This is a genomic window from Bacillus sp. ISL-77, from assembly GCF_018613105.1.
This window is the reverse complement of record NZ_JAGGQY010000018.1, coordinates 243,050-261,391: the sequence shown is the minus strand read 5'-3', so window position 1 is coordinate 261,391 and position 18,342 is coordinate 243,050. Positions and strand designations below refer to the sequence as shown.

16 protein-coding genes, 1 tRNA gene and 1 pseudogene are annotated in these 18,342 nt (G+C 34.8%); 14 read left to right on the top strand and 4 right to left on the bottom strand.

Going from position 1 to position 18,342, the window contains the following annotated elements:
- Positions 1-275: 275 nt before the first annotated feature.
- A pseudogene (locus tag J7E77_RS07645) lies at positions 276-467 on the top strand (AraC family transcriptional regulator); the annotation flags it as partial.
- Between the two features lie 941 nt (positions 468-1,408).
- Positions 1,409-1,903: a restriction endonuclease gene (locus J7E77_RS07640; RefSeq protein ID WP_308160463.1), complete on the top strand. Its 495-nt coding sequence runs from the start codon at positions 1,409-1,411 to the stop codon at positions 1,901-1,903.
- 234 nt (positions 1,904-2,137) lie between these two features.
- Here the strand turns inward: J7E77_RS07640 and J7E77_RS07635 are convergent, their stop codons facing one another.
- Positions 2,138-2,308 carry a hypothetical protein gene (locus J7E77_RS07635; RefSeq protein WP_214713344.1) on the bottom strand — a complete coding sequence of 57 codons (171 nt, stop codon included), beginning with the start codon at positions 2,306-2,308 and terminating at the stop codon, positions 2,138-2,140.
- 194 nt (positions 2,309-2,502) lie between these two features.
- On the opposite strand from J7E77_RS07635, the gene J7E77_RS07630 reads away from it, so the two are divergent.
- Positions 2,503-2,772: a hypothetical protein gene (locus J7E77_RS07630; RefSeq protein ID WP_214713343.1), complete on the top strand. Its 270-nt coding sequence runs from the start codon at positions 2,503-2,505 to the stop codon at positions 2,770-2,772.
- A 70-nt stretch (positions 2,773-2,842) separates the two neighbouring features.
- Positions 2,843-3,250 carry a hypothetical protein gene (locus tag J7E77_RS07625; protein WP_214713342.1) on the top strand — a complete coding sequence of 136 codons (408 nt, stop codon included), beginning with the start codon at positions 2,843-2,845 and terminating at the stop codon, positions 3,248-3,250.
- Positions 3,251-3,759: 509 nt separating this feature from the next.
- Here the strand turns inward: J7E77_RS07625 and J7E77_RS07620 are convergent.
- Positions 3,760-4,386 carry an HNH endonuclease gene (locus J7E77_RS07620; protein WP_214713341.1) on the bottom strand — a complete coding sequence of 209 codons (627 nt, stop codon included), beginning with the start codon at positions 4,384-4,386 and terminating at the stop codon, positions 3,760-3,762.
- A gap of 686 nt (positions 4,387-5,072) precedes the next feature.
- Here J7E77_RS07620 and J7E77_RS07610 point away from each other — a divergent pair.
- Positions 5,073-6,389 (top strand): hypothetical protein, encoded by a 1,317-nt coding sequence (locus J7E77_RS07610; RefSeq protein WP_214713340.1) that lies wholly within the window; start codon positions 5,073-5,075, stop codon positions 6,387-6,389.
- Positions 6,390-6,778: 389 nt separating this feature from the next.
- On the opposite strand, the gene J7E77_RS07605 is transcribed toward J7E77_RS07610, so the two are convergent.
- Positions 6,779-8,236, bottom strand: a complete 1,458-nt coding sequence (locus J7E77_RS07605) for a hypothetical protein (protein ID WP_214713339.1) — start codon at positions 8,234-8,236, stop codon at positions 6,779-6,781.
- Positions 8,237-9,248: 1,012 nt separating this feature from the next.
- Between J7E77_RS07605 and J7E77_RS07600 the strand changes: the two genes are divergently transcribed.
- The 5 genes from J7E77_RS07600 to J7E77_RS07580 all read left to right on the top strand — a co-directional run bounded on the left by J7E77_RS07600 (position 9,249) and on the right by J7E77_RS07580 (position 14,042).
- The gene (locus J7E77_RS07600) at positions 9,249-10,163 is read left to right on the top strand and encodes an endonuclease NucS domain-containing protein (RefSeq protein WP_214713338.1); all 915 of its coding nucleotides are present in this window, start codon (positions 9,249-9,251) and stop codon (positions 10,161-10,163) included.
- A 232-nt stretch (positions 10,164-10,395) separates the two neighbouring features.
- The gene (locus J7E77_RS07595) at positions 10,396-11,202 is read left to right on the top strand and encodes a hypothetical protein (protein ID WP_214713337.1); all 807 of its coding nucleotides are present in this window, start codon (positions 10,396-10,398) and stop codon (positions 11,200-11,202) included.
- A 137-nt stretch (positions 11,203-11,339) separates the two neighbouring features.
- Complete coding sequence (locus J7E77_RS07590) at positions 11,340-12,320, top strand: hypothetical protein (RefSeq protein WP_214713336.1); 981 nt, start codon at positions 11,340-11,342, stop codon at positions 12,318-12,320.
- A gap of 381 nt (positions 12,321-12,701) precedes the next feature.
- A complete protein-coding gene (locus J7E77_RS07585; RefSeq protein ID WP_214713374.1) occupies positions 12,702-13,232 on the top strand; it encodes an ATP-dependent DNA ligase in 531 nt (176 codons plus the stop codon).
- A 736-nt stretch (positions 13,233-13,968) separates the two neighbouring features.
- Positions 13,969-14,042, top strand: a tRNA-Gly gene (locus J7E77_RS07580).
- Positions 14,043-14,121: 79 nt separating this feature from the next.
- Here J7E77_RS07580 and J7E77_RS07575 read toward each other — a convergent pair.
- Positions 14,122-14,793, bottom strand: coding sequence for a B3/B4 domain-containing protein (locus J7E77_RS07575; RefSeq protein ID WP_214713335.1), 672 nt, complete (start codon positions 14,791-14,793; stop codon positions 14,122-14,124).
- Positions 14,794-14,905: 112 nt separating this feature from the next.
- Between J7E77_RS07575 and queG the strand changes: the two genes are divergently transcribed.
- The 4 genes from queG to nfsA all read left to right on the top strand — a co-directional run bounded on the left by queG (position 14,906) and on the right by nfsA (position 18,342).
- Positions 14,906-16,036, top strand: a complete 1,131-nt coding sequence (queG, locus tag J7E77_RS07570; RefSeq protein ID WP_214713334.1) for a tRNA epoxyqueuosine(34) reductase QueG — start codon at positions 14,906-14,908, stop codon at positions 16,034-16,036.
- An 85-nt stretch (positions 16,037-16,121) separates the two neighbouring features.
- A complete protein-coding gene (locus J7E77_RS07565; protein ID WP_214713333.1) occupies positions 16,122-16,994 on the top strand; it encodes an amidase domain-containing protein in 873 nt (290 codons plus the stop codon).
- 73 nt (positions 16,995-17,067) lie between these two features.
- Entirely contained in the window at positions 17,068-17,541 is a 474-nt protein-coding gene (gene trmL / locus J7E77_RS07560) for a tRNA (uridine(34)/cytosine(34)/5-carboxymethylaminomethyluridine(34)-2'-O)-methyltransferase TrmL (protein ID WP_088085886.1), read from the top strand.
- A gap of 51 nt (positions 17,542-17,592) precedes the next feature.
- On the top strand, positions 17,593-18,342 hold the full coding sequence (gene nfsA, locus J7E77_RS07555; RefSeq protein WP_214713332.1) for an oxygen-insensitive NADPH nitroreductase: 750 nt from the start codon (positions 17,593-17,595) through the stop codon (positions 18,340-18,342).

Sequence of the window (18,342 nt, the reverse complement as noted above, 5' to 3'; positions counted from 1 at the left end):
GTTTACCTTTGGTATTATGCTTTACATAAAAGAATATATTCAGTCCATTTGATGATACTGGGATGTCACCACATTCAATTAAACTAAATTCGAAAAGCCAATTGGTTGTATGGAATTTAATAATTCAATCTTGCAAATAAGATGATGCATTGGCGTGGAAGAACTCACTACCATGTGATACCGCTTTTATATTAATTTTTTAAACCTAATCAAGCGTTTGATTTGACTTATATAGGAACTTAACTAACAAGGTTTCCTATACGTTTTTTGTTTCTCTTGTCACGAAGGAAATCATCTATAGGGTTCTCAAAGGGCAGCATGGAGTGGCGCTGGGGCAAATTGCAATAGAAGGAAGCTCTACCCATCAAATCAGTGACGTTATCGAACATATCATGAATAACTATGATAGGTCTTTTCGGATTGAGGAGCTTGCGGAAATAGCGAATATGAGTGTTTCTTCACTTCATTGGTGTGTTAGACGAGCCAATAACTGTTGGAAATGCTTGCTTTCAATTTTGATTAAGAACAAAATGCCGTTATCCACCTTAGGTGATGGCAGAACAAGTGGGAATTTTGTTAGAAAGAAATCTATGGTTGCTCCCATGCGGATTGTGAAGGATTGTACTTACACTAACGGGTGCTTTACTTTAATAAACGATGATCGTCTAAATGGCGGTCATTTTTTTATGGTCCCTAGACAAAACATTCGATTATTTAGACAAACTGTTTGGTAAACGGAAGAGAGACGAATGAGTATGGATCGATTGCGTAATGGGGCCACCGGATCACAAACACGAGGGTTAAGTTTTATCTCCATGTGCCTAGTGATGGACGAAGATGGGCGTGGAATCTCGAACCTTGACGAGTTTCAACCGCTAATTTCAATCGGTTCAATAATGACTATATCTAATAAATCTAGCAAGTAGACCGTGCTAAAATCGTTGAGAAAACCAGTCGTATCAAGGGTTCGAGGCGTATAGGTCTTAAGAGAAAGTATATGACGTAATAACCTTCGCCTAACGGCTCGGTGATGTAACCAAAGCTTATCAGCTTCAGTAACATCTAAAGATTATATACATTATGTTCTATTAGAAGACTGCATAAGCAGGATTCAACTGAGTGTTAGCGAGGTTTCGTATTACGACATGACGATTAACGATTATACGATAAATATAACCATAATAAAATCGTTATTTACGTATGAGGTGAACCGATGAATACGCTAATAAAAGGAGATAACTGAGTTATTCGCTGTAAACCGTTAATGCAGCTGTGCGGTCCTTTTTACATGAAATTTTAATTTTATTTAACTCCACAATTTGGTAAGGGGAATGGTAAAATGAGACTAATAGAAAGGCTTATCGCTCGCCTTGTGATTTAACTTTTATTTAAAAGGAGAAGAACTATTGTGTTTGAAGACGTATTCTTATTACTAGCTATCTTTCTCGTATCTATTCTTGCCGTTTATGCTTATCAAGCAAAAAAAAGACAAGAAGAGCTCGAAGTATATGAAGCACGTTTAAGTGAAGCTGGCATTAGAGAAATTGACCTAATGGACGGTGTTGAGTTTGAACAATATTTAGTAGTCCTTTTTAAAAAACTTGGGATTTCGTCGAAAGGAACACAGGCTTCTAATGACTTTGGTGCGGATTTGATATTGGAAGGACAAGAACGGGTTGTGGTTCAAGCCAAAAGATATCGAAAAAACGTAGGAATTAAAGCTGTTCAAGAAATTAATTCAGCTAGAGATTACTATGGGGCAAAAGAGGCCTGGGTAATAACTAATAGCTTTTTTACATCACAAGCAATAACACTAGCGGAGGCAACTGGTGTAAAGCTAATTGGTCGCAATGAATTGGTGGAATTGATTTTAAACGCTAAAAATAACAACCGAGTGAGTTAGTTTAGAGAAATACAAGGATAGAATGGCGTACCGAAGAATGGTTCGCTTTTTCTTTTGCCTGTTAATGGTAGGTGGAGGGGCCACCGGATCACAAAAGAATAAGGGGCAACAATAGGTACTTGCCAGGAGGAAGGCGCATATGGGCATCAAAACTTCGATTATTGACAAGTCCAAGGGGGAATGGGGCGGTCTGTATAATATATGTTCCGTAAATTATTTTCTTACCCCCATGTTTCACTTACTCTCCTTATACTGTTGTGCTTTTAAATCCCAGAATCCACCTTGATTAATGTCCATAGAATGAAACATAATTTTAAATTCTCTTATAACGTTTACCGTAAATAAAGTAACCCCAATCATGATTGCTAAAATGAATAATCCTATAATTTTTTTCTTTTTGGTCATTCCCTTTCCATTTCCCTCCTTTTTTGTAATCTCTTATATAACAAAATTATATCATAACCGCTTAGGTTTTAAATAGGAAAGGGGTTTATACTTTTCTAATTGAATTAATGTATATAACTTTAGTAGGAAGGATTTCCTGAATAATATGATGAATAGTTCTATATTACTAGTTTTGTAAAGGAGTTGATTTTCCTATGGTGACACGATTTTACGATCAAGAAAAATCGTATGAGGATTGGTGTAAGGAAAATGTAAATGGATATGTTTTTAATTATGCAGGAGGAAAAACAGGGAATGTTCTTCATACTGTTGGCTGTCGTCATTTAACCGTTCCTTCACGAATTGGTACCTACACAACACGATATCCTAAATTTTGTTCAACTGACATAACACTTTTATCTATTAAAGCAGATGAGGTCAGTAAGCCGTATAGTTGGAGGAGATGTAAGGCCTGCTTCAAGTAATGACCGAATGAAATTTGGGACGGAATTTGATGAGTGCTTGGTATGATACTAATTAAAGGTGTGTGGTTGTATGACATTAATGAATGATAGTGAACAACTAAGAGCAGAGTTTTTACGTGTTATTGAAAATAAATTTCCAGAAGTATTTAAGAAACCATTTACTTTGAAATCGGGAGAGATTCGCTATAGTGTATATCAAACGGGAGCCACAAAACGTTGGATGCAAGTAGATTGTCACCCAAAACATGTTGCTGTTGCGATGGATCATAGAGTAGGGGATATATCAACTAATGATTTGGTAGCTACCGGTATACCATATGGATTGCAAGAAAACCGAACAGGAATAATCCTTAAAAAGAACGATGATGCCGTAAATATTTCTTTCTTTCTAGATTACCCGTATGACTTTACACAAGGAAAGTTTGTCCATTTTCTAAAACAACATTATGAATCATACCTTAAAAGAATCCGTAGTTAAAGTGCTATCATATGTAAGGCGGATATAAGTGTTTAGAATAGTTGTCCGAATATAACATTGAGCCTAATAGCATGTTGTATTAATGAGGCGGCTGATTTAATTATCTTCAAGATCTGAAGAGTACGATAAATAGTTTAGTATCTATTCGGATAAACTTCACTTCGAATCTAGCAAGTAGAACGTGCTAAAATTGTTTGTGAATCCAGTCATATCAAGGGTTTGAGACGTGTAGGTCTTAAGAGAAGGTTATATATATTTTGAACGTAATAAACTTCGCCTAAAGGCTCCGTGATGTGACCAGAGCTTATCAGCTTAGTAACATCAAACAAATATAAAACGTATGTTTTAATGGAAGACTGCGCTAGCAGGATTCAACTGAGCGTTAGCGAAGTTTATTACGTCTTTAAAATAAAAGTTTAAAAGTAATTCGAAGTAATTTGTACATAACGCTGATGCTAATGTAGGACAGAAATGTCCGGTCTATAAACCTCTACAGAATGTTATTCTCGTTAGTTTTTATTATAAATTTTGCTATTGTGATAATTGATGTATTCATTCGATATAGTATGTCCTTTAACGTTATGGATTAATGTGGCATCAATCTGCACCGCTCCATAATCGCATAAAACGTGGTGGTTCGGACATAATACAATGATATTTTCAGCCACGTCAGGGCCGTTATGAGGAGTGCCAAGCGGCTTAATGTGATGAGCCTCTGAGTAAAATTCTCCAGAGATAAGTTCAAGTCTATCCCCACAAATTTGACATCTATGATTATGTAAATTTTTTATATTGCGTGCTAAAGCAGTGTCTCTTAAAATTCTGTATACGGTGGTTCCTGATCTAGTTGGTAAAGCAGGTTCTCCGATATCAGTGGCTATTTTAGATTCGTTCACTCCTCTAAGGCCCCATATACCTGAACTTAATCCTTCTACCGAATAAAAAAAATCCCGCTTTCCATTAAAAACTTCTGAATCCGAGGAATAAGTTTCAATAGTCCTTCTAACGCTTGCTTTCCAATTAGGAGGTAAAGGTTCTTTTCGTATTCTTTCAATTTCATCATAGAGGGCCTGGTAGGGGCTAACTCCTCCTAAATTTATTAATGCAGCGATAGTATCTTCTAACCACGTTGCCATATATACACCCACTTTTTTATATGCTTTTTATAGTATTTTAGCATCAATTCCAATTGTTTGATAAAATTCTATTATTTTTTTACTACCTGTACCTTCCTTTTAGATCGGCTCAACGTACTTTTCGATATTCCGGCTAAATCCTCAACCTGCTTGTATAAATGGGTGTTTAGCAGCTTTAAATTGATGGCGATCTGCCTTTGTTCCTTAGCAAAACGGCACCGGCTCGAAAGCAGTACCTAACATTGAATAAACATTGAAAGATTGTTCCTTACTTATAGAGCGGTCTTTCTTTTGGATAAAGGGGCTACCGGAACACAAGAGAAGGGGGCATATTATATCGATTTATGCCTAGTGTAAAGCACAAGTGAAATTGAAATTTTAACCTGATAAAAAACACGGGCTATGTCACACGTCACTTGGAGTCAAAATAACCAAACTCATTTATAAAATTTTTTCAGAAACCAATCGATATAGGGCTTTTTGTTCTTGCAGTTTAAGGACTAAATGCTTTTTTCTGATTTTATGAAGATGTTATTTAATTAGGAAGACTAAGGTCGTGGGATTTTACCATAAAAAAGAAGATTTCTAACGATTTTTAGGGTAGAATAGTAGAATGGGTAGAAGCTAAACTTTGACAAATTTAATTTTTTTTACTAGTTTTAGTTAAATATTGTGGAGGGGTTTTTTTGTCGTATTTAAAAGTAAAAGAAACGAACTTACCAGATTATAATGTAACAGATATAGAACCTGTAATAAATAGTCTTACAACCTCTTTAGGTATACCTAGAGAAGTTTTAGCATCTGAACGTGATATTAAACGTGTTTGGGTGACCTTAAAAGAAACATTAGAAGATGTCAAGTTAGAATATAGACATGAATTATTAGCAAGAATGGTTGTTTCTATACGAGTTGGTTTATTTAGCTCAGCTGTAAATGACATGTGGAATACAACAATTTTAGCTTTACGTCAAAAAGTAAAAAGTTTTGGTTATCAAGAAGCAGCGACATTTTTGAAAAGGGATATTGACGAAAAAGTCTTAAATCAAATACGTGATAAAGATCTAATAGATATTTGTGTTAGCTTAGGGTTTTTAGATAACGATGCATATTTTTTCATAAATAATTGTAGAGAATTGAGAAATAATTATTCTTCTGCGCATCCTTCAAATGCGATGTTAGATGGCGTTGAGCTAGATTATTTTATGCATCAATGTATTAAACATATCCTAGGGAATGATGTTCAGTATGAAGGTTTTCCTGTATCAGAATTTATGCAAATTCTAAAAAAAGAAACAATGACTGAACAAGCTGTAACATACTATGTAGATAAGATAAGAAAAGCTAATGATCTTCAAAAATCAGCGATTTCAAAATTAGTGTTTGTTAATTATGTGGATGAGGATTCAGATGAGTTTGTTAGAACAAATTGTCTAGCTATTGCAGAGGCTACATGGGAAGAATATGATAGCTCAGCTATTGTGGAGTTATTAGAACTTTATTCTGATTATATGTTAAAAGACAAGATAAAAAAGAGACAGTATGCAGAACGTTTCTTTGAAAAAGTTGGCGCACTAGACGAACTACCGAAAGATAAACTTGTTAGTATTGTTACACGTGCGTTGAAAGATTTAGAAGATGCTCATCATGGAATGAATAACTTTTATAATGAAGCGCCATTTGCTCAAAGGTTAGCAGAATCTTTCGATAAAAAAATTCCAAAATCTGTGTTAAAAAGATATGTGTATATAGTTTCTTTATGTTATGTGGGCAATGCATATGGTACAGCGGATTCCGCTAGCCCGTATTATGAAAAAATGATTCGTAATTTTACTTTAAAGGAAGTAGAATTTTTATTTGAATTAATTAATGAAAATAATTATCTTGCTGATATGTTAAAATATCACCCTCGTTGTAAAAATATGTTTGTAAATCTTATTAAGTTATTAGAACCTGGAGCTATACCCCTTAAAAATAAAGCAGCTTACGATAAATTACTTAAGTAGTTGTAATGTTAAATTAACAGGTAACTTGTTTAATAACGATGATCGTCTAAATGGCGGTCTTTTTTTTATGGTAATAAGACAAAACAAAACGTTAGATTATGTAGTCAAATATCGTAACCGGAGAATAAACGGATGAAAAGTAGATTAATAAAGTCAAGGTGCCACCGGACCACAACCCAAGGGGGGCATTACATATCGTCACTTGCCTGGTGTAACGTACCCATGTTCTTCAAATCCCGGTATCCGACGAGCTGAACATCCCTTCCTATATAAAATGGAACGTTTCAAATAGCCAAATTCGTTTTAAAAAAATTTTTCGAATTCGGAAGCCTCGGGGATTATCCTGTTTCAATAGGAATTAAAATACTACGATTGGATAATTTTATGTTTTATTTAATATGGGAATAGGTAGGTCCAATGAGAACTTCCTTAATAGTACTAATACTCGCTTGAAACTTTTTACTTAATTCTGCATAAGTTGCGCCTTTCTTTTTACAATTTCGAATCTCCCGAACTTCCTCATCTGTAAATCGCAAATTAAAATGCCTAAAATGAATTGTTTGATAGTCAACTCCAAGTTTTTCGAGTATATTAATGGCAAAAATTCTTTGTTCTTCATTTTGCCGTGTTATATTCGTAATTTTTTTTTGAGCTATTCCGATTAAAAACATTTGATCATCTTCGGAGACGGTAATTCCTTTTTCGACACAATTACTGAAAAAACTCAGTTTGACATTAAAAAACCCTCCATTATTTCTAACTTTACTTATAAATCCTTTGAATCGATTTTTATTTCTTTCTAAATAGCTTTTTAAATTCAATAATGCCCTATCTTCATTTTTACATGCTTCGCATGCCTCAAATAAGTATTCGATAGGAACATTGGTGGACTCTTTATTTGGTTGGAAATTATATTGTTTTAGAAATGCTTCGTAACTTTTATAGCGTTTTGAAATAGCTACTCGTAAATTATTAGGCAAATCCCAGTACAATGGAGTAGTTTTTCCATCATTTGAATATTTCAAGAATTCTTCGAGTAACTGTTCATTACTCAACATGATTGGGGGAATTATAACTTCTTGTTCTACTTCTTTAAGTTTCCTTTTTAAAATCGGTCCTAATATTCGTTTCAAATCTGATTGAATTTGGTCATAGGTTGCTCGTTCAAACATGCTTCGTTCCAATGAAACTAATAGGAATTCTTTGTCATGTTCCTTATATAACTCAATCTTTCTTTGTTTTGTAATACTGTATTCTTCAGCAATGATACCACCGCTTGTTTTATCATATCCCCATAATTCCAAATGAATAATTGGCCCTTCCTCGGGATAAAACGTAAAATCACTTCTATGATTATTGTTATTAAATGGCTTTTGTTCCCGTAAATAATGTACATTATTATGGATTAAAAACTGTGCAACAGTCCATTCATAACTGGATTTATTAGGCCAGCCTCGATCATCAATCAAATAAGCACGATCTGTGATATTCATTTTCCGACGAATCTCGTGAATCCCGCCAAATTTATTTAACTTAAATGTATTCATTCCTGGCAGAACACTTGCTTCCTCATACGTAGGGAATCGTTTATGCTTTTCCATGAAATCCAAAATTATTGCTTTTACTTCTTCAAATTGTTCATTTTTTCGATCTTCACTGTTCATCTCTTCTCTACTTAATCCCAAAACAGGATTAAAATTCAATTTTTCTTCGTTATATCCAAGTTTTTTAGCCATTTCAATCATGTCAAATTCTTTATGTTTTTGAAAGATATCTAGTAGTCGAATACCTTCAGGCTTATTTCTTATTCGATGTAAGTCTTCATATATGAATAAATAATCTTCCAACAGTTTCATGACATTTTCTTCAAAATGAAGGTAGAATGGATTCTTTTCATCCAACTCCCCCCGTTGTTGTTTGTATTTAGCCATATCAAATCGTTTTTTGAGGTTACATTCCGGTTTTTTACATGCGTAGGTTTGAACTGGACTCGAAAGAGCCTGCCGAAAATAGTGACCATATGTGAAATCAGGAGGGGTTTCTTGCCCGCAATAATCGCATTTTGCTTTGATTCTTACAGTGGAATTATCTGGTAAATCAAAAACTGATACAGAAAATTTATCTCCTATTTTAGTAAAGATATAGTTTTTGGAAATGTACCGTTTTCTGTTTCTATTGTCCCATATTAAATCCACAGTTTGGGTTATGAGCATGTTTATCACCTTTTTTATTTTTGAATTTTTGTCTATTAATTCGGATTGTCATCCTTGTGAAACAAATAAGATCTAATTCTTGAGTTATTAAGAAATTTGATCCTCACCTTTTGATTGAAACCTTTTTTCTAGAATACATCGGAAACAACGAGACCCTCTTTTAAAATTGGATAATGTTATTTCCCCAATATGTCCATTTGGACAAGCATACTTTACTTTTTTCTTACTATTTATATATTTGGAAATAAGTCGATAACCTTGACTGTTAAATATGTCCTCTACGATTTCAAATGGCAATCGATTCTTCTCAGATAACCTTATTGAAGAGCATTTAGGACATCGCCTTCCTTTTTTAAAGTTGTTTAACGAAATAGTGAATAGATTTCCGCATTGGCACAGACATTCTAAGGGGGTTAAAGCATTTACATAGGTATCTGACAAAAGCATTACTCCGTTGGATTCAATATAACTTTTAATTTCTTCATAATTTAATTTCTTAGTCAAACCCATCATCACCCCATTAACATAATTACCAACTGATTAGTTAGTTAAACATTTTTTATTTTTTGCCTTCTAAGAAATCATGCTGATAGGCACTTTCTGCTATATTTAAAACATGGATACCGATTAAAGAAAGGGTGAGAGTATGGCAAGCAATTTGATTGGTTACGTAGATCCGGAAAAAAATAATGGACATGAGGATCCGATGTTTCAGGAATTTACTTACGGTGATTTAAAAGCTAATGGGGAAAAGTTATTTGGACTAAAAAAAGGTGATTATTTATTTTTTCATAAGACTATTTACGATAAAAGATATATCACGGCTTACTACTTTGTTGAAGAAGTACACCATGTGAAAGAAATAATAGATGACCCGTTGTTTAGGGATAAATATAACAATCATCACCTTTTGAAGAATAAAAATCAACTGGATAATAACGAATGTGTTATATTTGGAAACCCAATTCGTTCAAAGGTATTGGACGTTCCTCTTGAGTTAAAAGAACACTTGTTAAAACAACTTTCTAGACCAGCAAATCTTAATACAAGTCAAACGCCTTTAGCAGCAATATCTTCTGCTCTAAGAACATGGAAGGTGTTGAATGATAACGATATAAAGCTATTATTAGATTTAATCAGAGACAATGAAAAGAGTGGGCGGTTATCGAATAAACTGTTATCAACCGAAGAAGTTTTTCAAGTGCTTGAGAGAGATATAGAGAAATTTATAGCAAGTAATCCCTATATATTAGGTAAAGGTCTTAAACTATTAAAACAGCAATATATATTTTCCGATGATTCGAGATTAGATCTCCTGTTACTGGATCCAATGAATGATGAAGTCGTTGTTGTTGAAATTAAAAAAGATAAGATAGGGCGTGAGGTGAAACAACAAATAAAACATTATATGAAGTTATCCAGAGACGAACTTGGTTACACGAATATTAAAGGGTTAATAGTTTGCCCAGGTATACTGCCGTATTTTGAAGAGGAAATAGCTGCGGCGAAGAAAGAAAATATCTTTGTTAAAACATTTGGGTGGAAGTTGAATGTAGTTTAATACAATCTCTTTTTACTATAGCCACCTTGAACAAAATGCTTCGTTAAAGTCATAGTATATATTACTAGGTGAAATATCTATATAAAGGTCGTCACATGGCGGTCTTTTTTTAATACTTTGTATTCGCCAACTGTTGAGTGGGAAAGCTAAGTTGTTTATAATGAATTTATAGGAAGGATGTGGTAAAAATATAGGGAAAATTAAATGGGTATTTGTTATTATCACGCTCATAGTGTTTAGTGCTACATCACAAGTATATGCAGCTGTACATGTAAAAGGTTATTTAAAAAAAGATGGTACGTGTGTAAAACCGCATTATCGAAGTAATCCTGATGGGAATTTTTATAATAACTGGTCAACCTACGGAAACATTAATCCTTACACAGGTAAAGTAGGTACAAAACTTTATCCCAACTACTACCCGCTTTATAATTATTTTTATACTCCATTTGTGTATTCAGATATAGGAAACTACTTTTGGGATAATCCTAACAGTTTACTAAACGATAGTTCTGATGATAACTTACCAACAACAACCGACACAACTACGAATACAACCACAGAGACATCAACCAATCAAGAATCTACTACACCCACAGATACAACAACACCCACTGATACTGCAACGGATTCTACCACAGACACAACCTTTTCGTCAGATCAGTATGATAATATAAATGTTGCAACAGATTACATTGATTCTTATGACACTCCTGACCAAGTAGAAGCAAAAAATATGCTAGTTGATTATTTTAATAACATGAATAATCGTTCCTATATTCCAGCCTATAACAGTTGGGATACTTCATGGCAATTAAGACATCCGTATGATACTTTTGAAAATGGATATATAGATGTGATAAATACAATTGATTCAATGACTTCTAGCAATTACATAAATGGTATTGAACTGGAAGGGGACATTTCCACCAAAGAAGGATGGGAACAATCGAGCCACAAGTATCATTATGTATATTATGTTCAAAAGGAAGATTATACTTGGAAACTCGTAAAGGGAACATTGAAAAAGATATGGTAGCTTAATAGAAATGTTAAATAAAAATGTATAGGGATCGTCTTATGGCGATCTTTTTTTATGTAAACTAGTTCATCATCTATTTAATTATTATGGTAAAATACTACTATAAACTAGAAAATATTGGGGGAGATGAAGCTGTGAATAAATTAAATTTGTTTTGGCCGGTATACAAAAACTTAGAGAAAGAATTTTTGAAATTGGCTGATTATATTCATTTTGCTGACGAGCAACTTAATGTGTATTCTATGCATATTGCTGATTTGATTGTTCGCTGTGCAGTAGAAATAGAAGCTATTTCAAAAGAACTGTACTGTGAGCTTGGTGGTAATATATCTCCTTTTGATGTAGACGGAAAGCCGAGGGATTTATATTTTGATACTGATTGCATTGAACTGTTAGAACAGAATTGGAAACTATGCAAGAAACAAATAGTACTTTCTGCTACAAATTTTTACTTTACAAATGAAGCGAATAAGATTTTAACTCCATTGCATAAAGCTAATAAGCGTGGAACAAGCGGGAGCAAGTGGAAACAAGCATATCAAGCAGTTAAGCATGACCGAAGGAATTCATTAAAAAAAGCAAATATTGAGAACTTGCTTCATGCGATGGGGGCTCTGTACATATTGAATTTATATTACAAAAACGAAAGAATCGATAATGGACGTGTATACATGAGTGACCATGACTTTGATAGTCGGGCTGGTTCAGAAATTTTCTCCGTTTTTTGTTTTAAAGCAACTGGTCTTTCAATGTCGCCACAAATGGATGATAGCTGCATTGCACAACAGCCGGATAATGATTTAGAAAAGTCTATTTACATCATTAAATATGATGATAAATCTTTTATTGAAATGCATAAAAACTATTGCTTAGATAACCAAATAACCGTACAAAATTTCAGAAATTCTCCGGAAATTAATGCTTTTTTATTAGAACATCCTGAATATAGAGAAAAAAGTATAAATGAAATCTGTATGGCCGCTGGTGGCCTTAACTTACTTGCCAGAATAATGTCTTTTAGGTATACAAAGAAAGAAAAAGATACAAGAACTGAGGCAATACTCAATAAACACGCTGGCATATATCCTGTGTTATTTCCAGTAGAAAATCAATAGTTTACCATAATTAGCTAGCAAAATGGGGGTATATTACCGATTCTAATTTGATGCTAAAGTCACTAGTGACAACTCGGATATTATCGAATAAATGCATTAGCCATGTATAATATGCTTTACCCTTTATTTTTTGTGGCTTTTTACGATTTAGGTATTGATAACTTAAATTAGACGGCATCCGCTTGATGTATTCTTTATACAACAACAGCAAGGTCCTGGTGTTTTCATGTCACAATAATGAAGTCACATAAAAACTTTCAGAACTGCTTCAACTAGATATTGCTCCAGGTACAGTATTAGATGGTAATTAATCTTAATAGAAAACCAGGGAGGATCTGACTTTGAAGATATGATGAGCTGGTTTATGAGTTCGAAAGATAAATCGCCTGTTACCTTTGTTGCCTTTATGTTTTAAAAAACGAAGGAGAACCGATCACAAACTTACCCTTTCACAAACGTAAAGAAGTATTTCCAGAGTTAGTGCCAGAGAATAATACGTTGATTGCTAAGACGCAGTTCATTGAGGGGCACGGTGAAGCTTATTTTGACGCTGTAAAGGCCCAAGCGCTTGAAGGTATTGTATTAAAACGGAAAGACTCACGTTATGAAGTGGGTAAACGTTCAAATTCATGGCTGAAGGTGATTAATTACCAGTTCTCAGAAGTAAATGTCGTTGGGTATCGTAAGCAGCCAAAGGATTTCGGTTTGCTGTTGGCATTCGAAGATGGACGTTATGCTGCAGTGATGGAACTCGGTGTACCTCCGTTAGTTCGAACCCAAATATATGCAAAGCCGGTGATCCGTGAAGAGGAGGATTTCAAGTTTATCGAGCCAATGAGGTGCCGTGTTAAATATCGTAATTTAACGAAGGAAGGTTTATTACGTCTTCCTAGTTTTGTTGAGTGGATTTAGAGTCTGTACAAGTGTATGTAAAATTGATATAGTGAATATAAACAGGTAATCGTGCGAATGAACTTTTTTGGATTCAGCAGTTGAACGCAAGAAAACGTTGAATGGACGCCATATCTCGTAAATAATTTCGTAAATAAATTTTAAGCACGACTCAAAATCGTGTTCCGTGAGGAGTATCGGTTCGACCCCGATCACCGGTATCAATTTGTTTTAAAAGAACATTTCTCATTAATTTGAGAAATGTTTTTTTTTGCGAAAATTTAGTGCTTTATTGACCACTAATCCACTAACAGAGTTACATCTAAGTTATTTACTATGTTAAAGGATAATAGAATCTATTCGTGCCCCTCGCTGGTGAAAAAACGGTTCAACGGTAACTAGAGGAAGCGTCAGCAGCCCGCTGAATGAAAAAATAGACCAACGCTAACCAAGGGAAATTAATAAATCTTGTGCATGTATGAAATCTAATCTACTTTACGTTATTATCACCAACCGTATTAGTAATAAAATACAGATCCTCTTGATATTTTTTGCAAGACTATAAGCGGATTTACAGAAAAAAGTCATTTCTTTACCTTTTGAGTAATAACCTAGTCATAGAAAATACAGTGTTAGTTCATTTTCTATGTAACGAAATAAATTCGACAAAATTTGCATTTTTCCCTTGACGATACTAAAAATAGTGTGTAATATAGAAAAGGTCAGTTGATGATTCAAAAATTTGTCACTTATTAGTGCGGGTGTAGTTTACTGGTAAAACCTCAGCCTTCCAAGCTGATGTAGTGGGTTCGATTCCCATCACCCGCTCCATACATATTAACTAACGCAGTGTATCGTTACATAAGAGAACGATGCATTGCGTTTTTTTCTATACAAAGAAAAAGATGCCCTATGGACACCTAAGGATTTGGAAGGAAGATTCTCCTCCATGTAATTTTGTAAACATATTCATTAAAGATTCTGTTAGTTTCATCGCGTTTTCAACGTCGGTTGAAGGTCTCAAATAAATAATTTGCAGTGCATTTTTAGTAGCAAAAGTTACTGGTGCTCTATCAGAATCGACGAATGGACTTCCAAATGGCCCCTGTTCATCACAAGATACAATTAGACGATTTAAAGAATTTATTCGCCCATTCAATCCGTTATATTCCTCACCCACCATTCCCAACCGAATGCTCACCCGTCCCTTTATGAGATCCAGGTCATATATTCCGATTGGTACTTGATATTGTAAAGAGAAAAAATTATTAATATCAATCGCACTCTGAACGGAAGTAAGGTAATTTTGTTTTTGTACTCTCCTGTATAACGCCTCTACTGAGGGTCGATACCTGTTCGGGTCTTTACCGATCTTTTTAAAAATAGTACGCCATTCCTGAATGCCAGAGAGTTCAGTAACATTTTTATTTTCTAAATCAAAATAAATAGATTCTTGGAACATCTGGAGTCTTCCTTTTATCATTTGCTGCGATTCCCCGACCACAATATCTTTATATTCAATTATCCCCAGCTTAAAGTTAGGTATTTGCTCAAATAATTCCTGTGAGAGTTGAATTTCCAACCATTCCACCTCCAAAATTCATTGAAAATAGTTTATCATAAATAGATGCGCATCTAATAATATAACAAGCCAATTATTAAAATAAATGACTTCTAGGGAAGGTGGGGTTTAAATGGATGTCCTAAACTTAAAGGAAGAACTCATCGCCTATAGTAAAGAAATTGGAATCGATAAAATTGGTTTCACAACCGCAGACACGTTTACTGAATTGAAAAACCGATTAATAAGGCAACAGGAACTCAAATACCAATCAGGATTTGAAGAACCAGATATAGAGAAAAGAGTGACCCCTTCATTATTACTAGAGGAACCTCGTTCGATCATTTCCATTGCCATTGCTTACCCTTCCAAAATGAATAACCGTGTTGAGAGTAAAAAGGGTGAGAGAAGAGGGATTTTCAGCAGGGCCTCTTGGGGTCTCGACTATCATCATGTTCTCAAGGACCGGCTGCACAAACTTGAGGAGTTTATCTCTGCAAAAATGCCAGAAGCTAGGTTAAAATCAATGGTTGACACTGGAGAACTTTCAGACCGCGCTGTTGCCGAGCGTGCTGGAATTGGTTGGAGCGGAAAAAATTGTTCCATTATTACACCGGAGTTCGGATCATATGTTTATCTGGGGGAAATGATTACCAGTATCCCTTTTGAACCAGATACACCAATTGAAGATCAATGCGGGTCATGCACAAAGTGTTTGGATGCTTGTCCAACAGGGGCTCTTGTACAAGGTGGACAAATTAATGCACAGCGCTGTATTTCTTATTTAACACAAACAAAAACATTTATCCCAGATGAGTTTAGAGACAAAATTGGTAACCGCGTCTATGGCTGTGATTCCTGCCAAACAGCATGTCCGGTTAACAAAGGGAAGAATTTTCATTTCCATGAGGAACTTGAAGCGGATTCTGATATTGCCAAACCGTTACTAAAGCCAATCTTAAAATTAAGTAATCGGGAATTTAAAGCTAAATTTGGCTACATTGCTGGTTCATGGCGAGGGAAAAAGCCGATTCAACGGAATGCGATTATCGCGCTTGCCCATTTTAAGGATATAACAGCAATTCCCGAATTAGTAGATGTATTAGAAAATGAGGGAAGCCCAGTATCAAGAGGAACAGCTGCCTGGGCCCTTGGGAAAATTGGCGGTGAAACTGCTTTCGCTGCCTTAAAAAAAGCTCAAGAGCTTGAAACCGATCTGGAAGTACAAAATGAAATAGAAAAAGGTTTAAGTTATTATAGGTAAAAATGAGTGAACTCAAGGGTTCGCTCATTTTTTTTGATTGAAATCCTGTCTTCTCTCATATGTATGAGAGAAAGGGGTGAGAAATATGCTTCATTTGATACAAGATTTATTTGATAAAAGAGTAAATCAATTTGTCTCCGATAAAAGAAAACATAAAGTATTTTTTCCAAAGGCTGAAATAAAACAAAGTGCATTGTCAAAAAGGTCTGCAGAAATTGTCAAAGTAAAAGCAGCCGGCAGAATAATAGAAAGAAATGAAGAGGATGAATTTCAAACAGTAAAATATCATGCTCATTATCAATATTTAATTAAGCAAAAAGGTATTCTTTACATGGAGGAAGAAGTCGAAGAAAGATTAGCTAAGTTTTATAAAGAGGCTTTAGTGATGGATGAGGAAATCAACCCTTATGATCATCATGAGTCTTATCAAGTACCAATTACACAGAGCTTAGAGGATAGTGATGAACGATTAAGCTTTCAATACAACCGCTTAAAAGCTGTACAATATGCGGAACGCTGGTGGAACAGCTACAATCCTGCCTACAAAAAATTTGAGAATGATTGCACCAACTTTATTTCACAATGCCTCCATACGGGCGAAGCGCCGATGAGAGGCTATCCAAATCGGGGCAAAGGGTGGTGGCTCCAAAATAAGAATTGGAGCTATAGCTGGGCGGTGGCACACTCATTTAAGCTTTATTTTGCACATTCTAAAAGTGGTTTACGGGCACGAGAAGTCAGCAGTCCTGATCAATTATTATTAGGTGATGTTATTTGTTACGATTTTGAAGGGGATGGACGATTTAATCATAATACAATTGTTACGGGTAAGGATGCACATGGAATGCCGTTAGTGAACGCCCATACCTATAATAGCCGAATGAGGTATTGGGCATACGAAGATTCATCTGCCTACACACCTAAAATAAAATATAAGTTTTATACGATTCTGGGTTAAAAATGCATCATTATTGAAAGGATAAATCATAGTGGTATAATGGCATGTAGAGTTTTTTATCGAGGTGAGAAACGTGTCAATAAATGTAGTATTATATCAACCACAGATTCCTTCTAATACAGGAAATATAGCAAGAACATGCGCCGGAACAGATACCAATTTACATTTAATCCGTCCATTAGGTTTTTCGACCGATGACAAAATGTTAAAAAGAGCAGGTTTGGATTATTGGCAACACGTTAATATTGTCTACTATGATTCACTTGATGACTTTTATGAAAAGAATGCTGGCGGTGATTTTTTTTATATCACAAAATTTGGTCAAAAGCCTTTTAGCAGCTTTGATTATAGTAATTCAAGCAAAGATTACTATTTTATCTTTGGACGGGAAACAACAGGACTTCCGAAAGATGTTATTGAAAATAACAAAGACGTCAGTTTGCGGATCCCTATGAATGAAAATATTCGTTCCTTAAATTTATCCAATACAGCTGCCATTCTAATTTATGAAGCACTTCGTCAGCAAAACTATGCTCATCTAAAATAATAAAAGGAGGTCCTATCGGGCCTCCTTTTGATGAATGAAAGGAAGTTTGTCATGAATGAAGTTATCAATACAATTCTTAATCATCGCTCCCTTCGTCATTTTGAGGACAAGCCATTAACAGATGAACAAATCAAAACGATTGTTACTAGTGCCCAAGCAGCGGCAACATCAAGTTTTATTCAAGCCTACTCTATTATTGGTGTTAAGGACAAAGAGAAAAAGAAAAAATTGGCTGAGATTGCTGGTAACCAAGAATATGTTGAAAAAAATGGTCACTTTTTTGTTTTTTGCGCCGATCTTTATCGTCACACCATTATTGGGGAGAAGGAACAAAAAGATGTTACTCCATCTATCGAAAGTACTGAAAAGTTCATGGTTGCTCTAATAGATGCTTCTTTAGCTGCACAAAATGCAGCGATTGCAGCGGAATCACTTGGGTTAGGAATATGTTACATAGGTGGAATTCGCAATAACCTAGAAGAAGTTAAAAAGCTTTTAAAGACACCTGAGCGGGTTATTCCTTTGTTTGGGCTAGCTGTTGGAGTACCAACCAAATTGACAGACAAAAAACCTAGGCTCCCGTATGAACATGTTTACCATGAAGATGAATATCAACAAAGCACTGAAGTTTATCTAAGTCAACTGCAAAAATATGATGATTTGATTTCGTGTTACTATGAAGAGCGGACCAATGGGAAAAGAAAGGACCGCTGGACTGACCAAATAGCTACTATGCTTGATAGGAAGAGTAGAATGTATATGAAGGAGTTTGTTCAAAAAAATAAACTTAATCTTAAATAA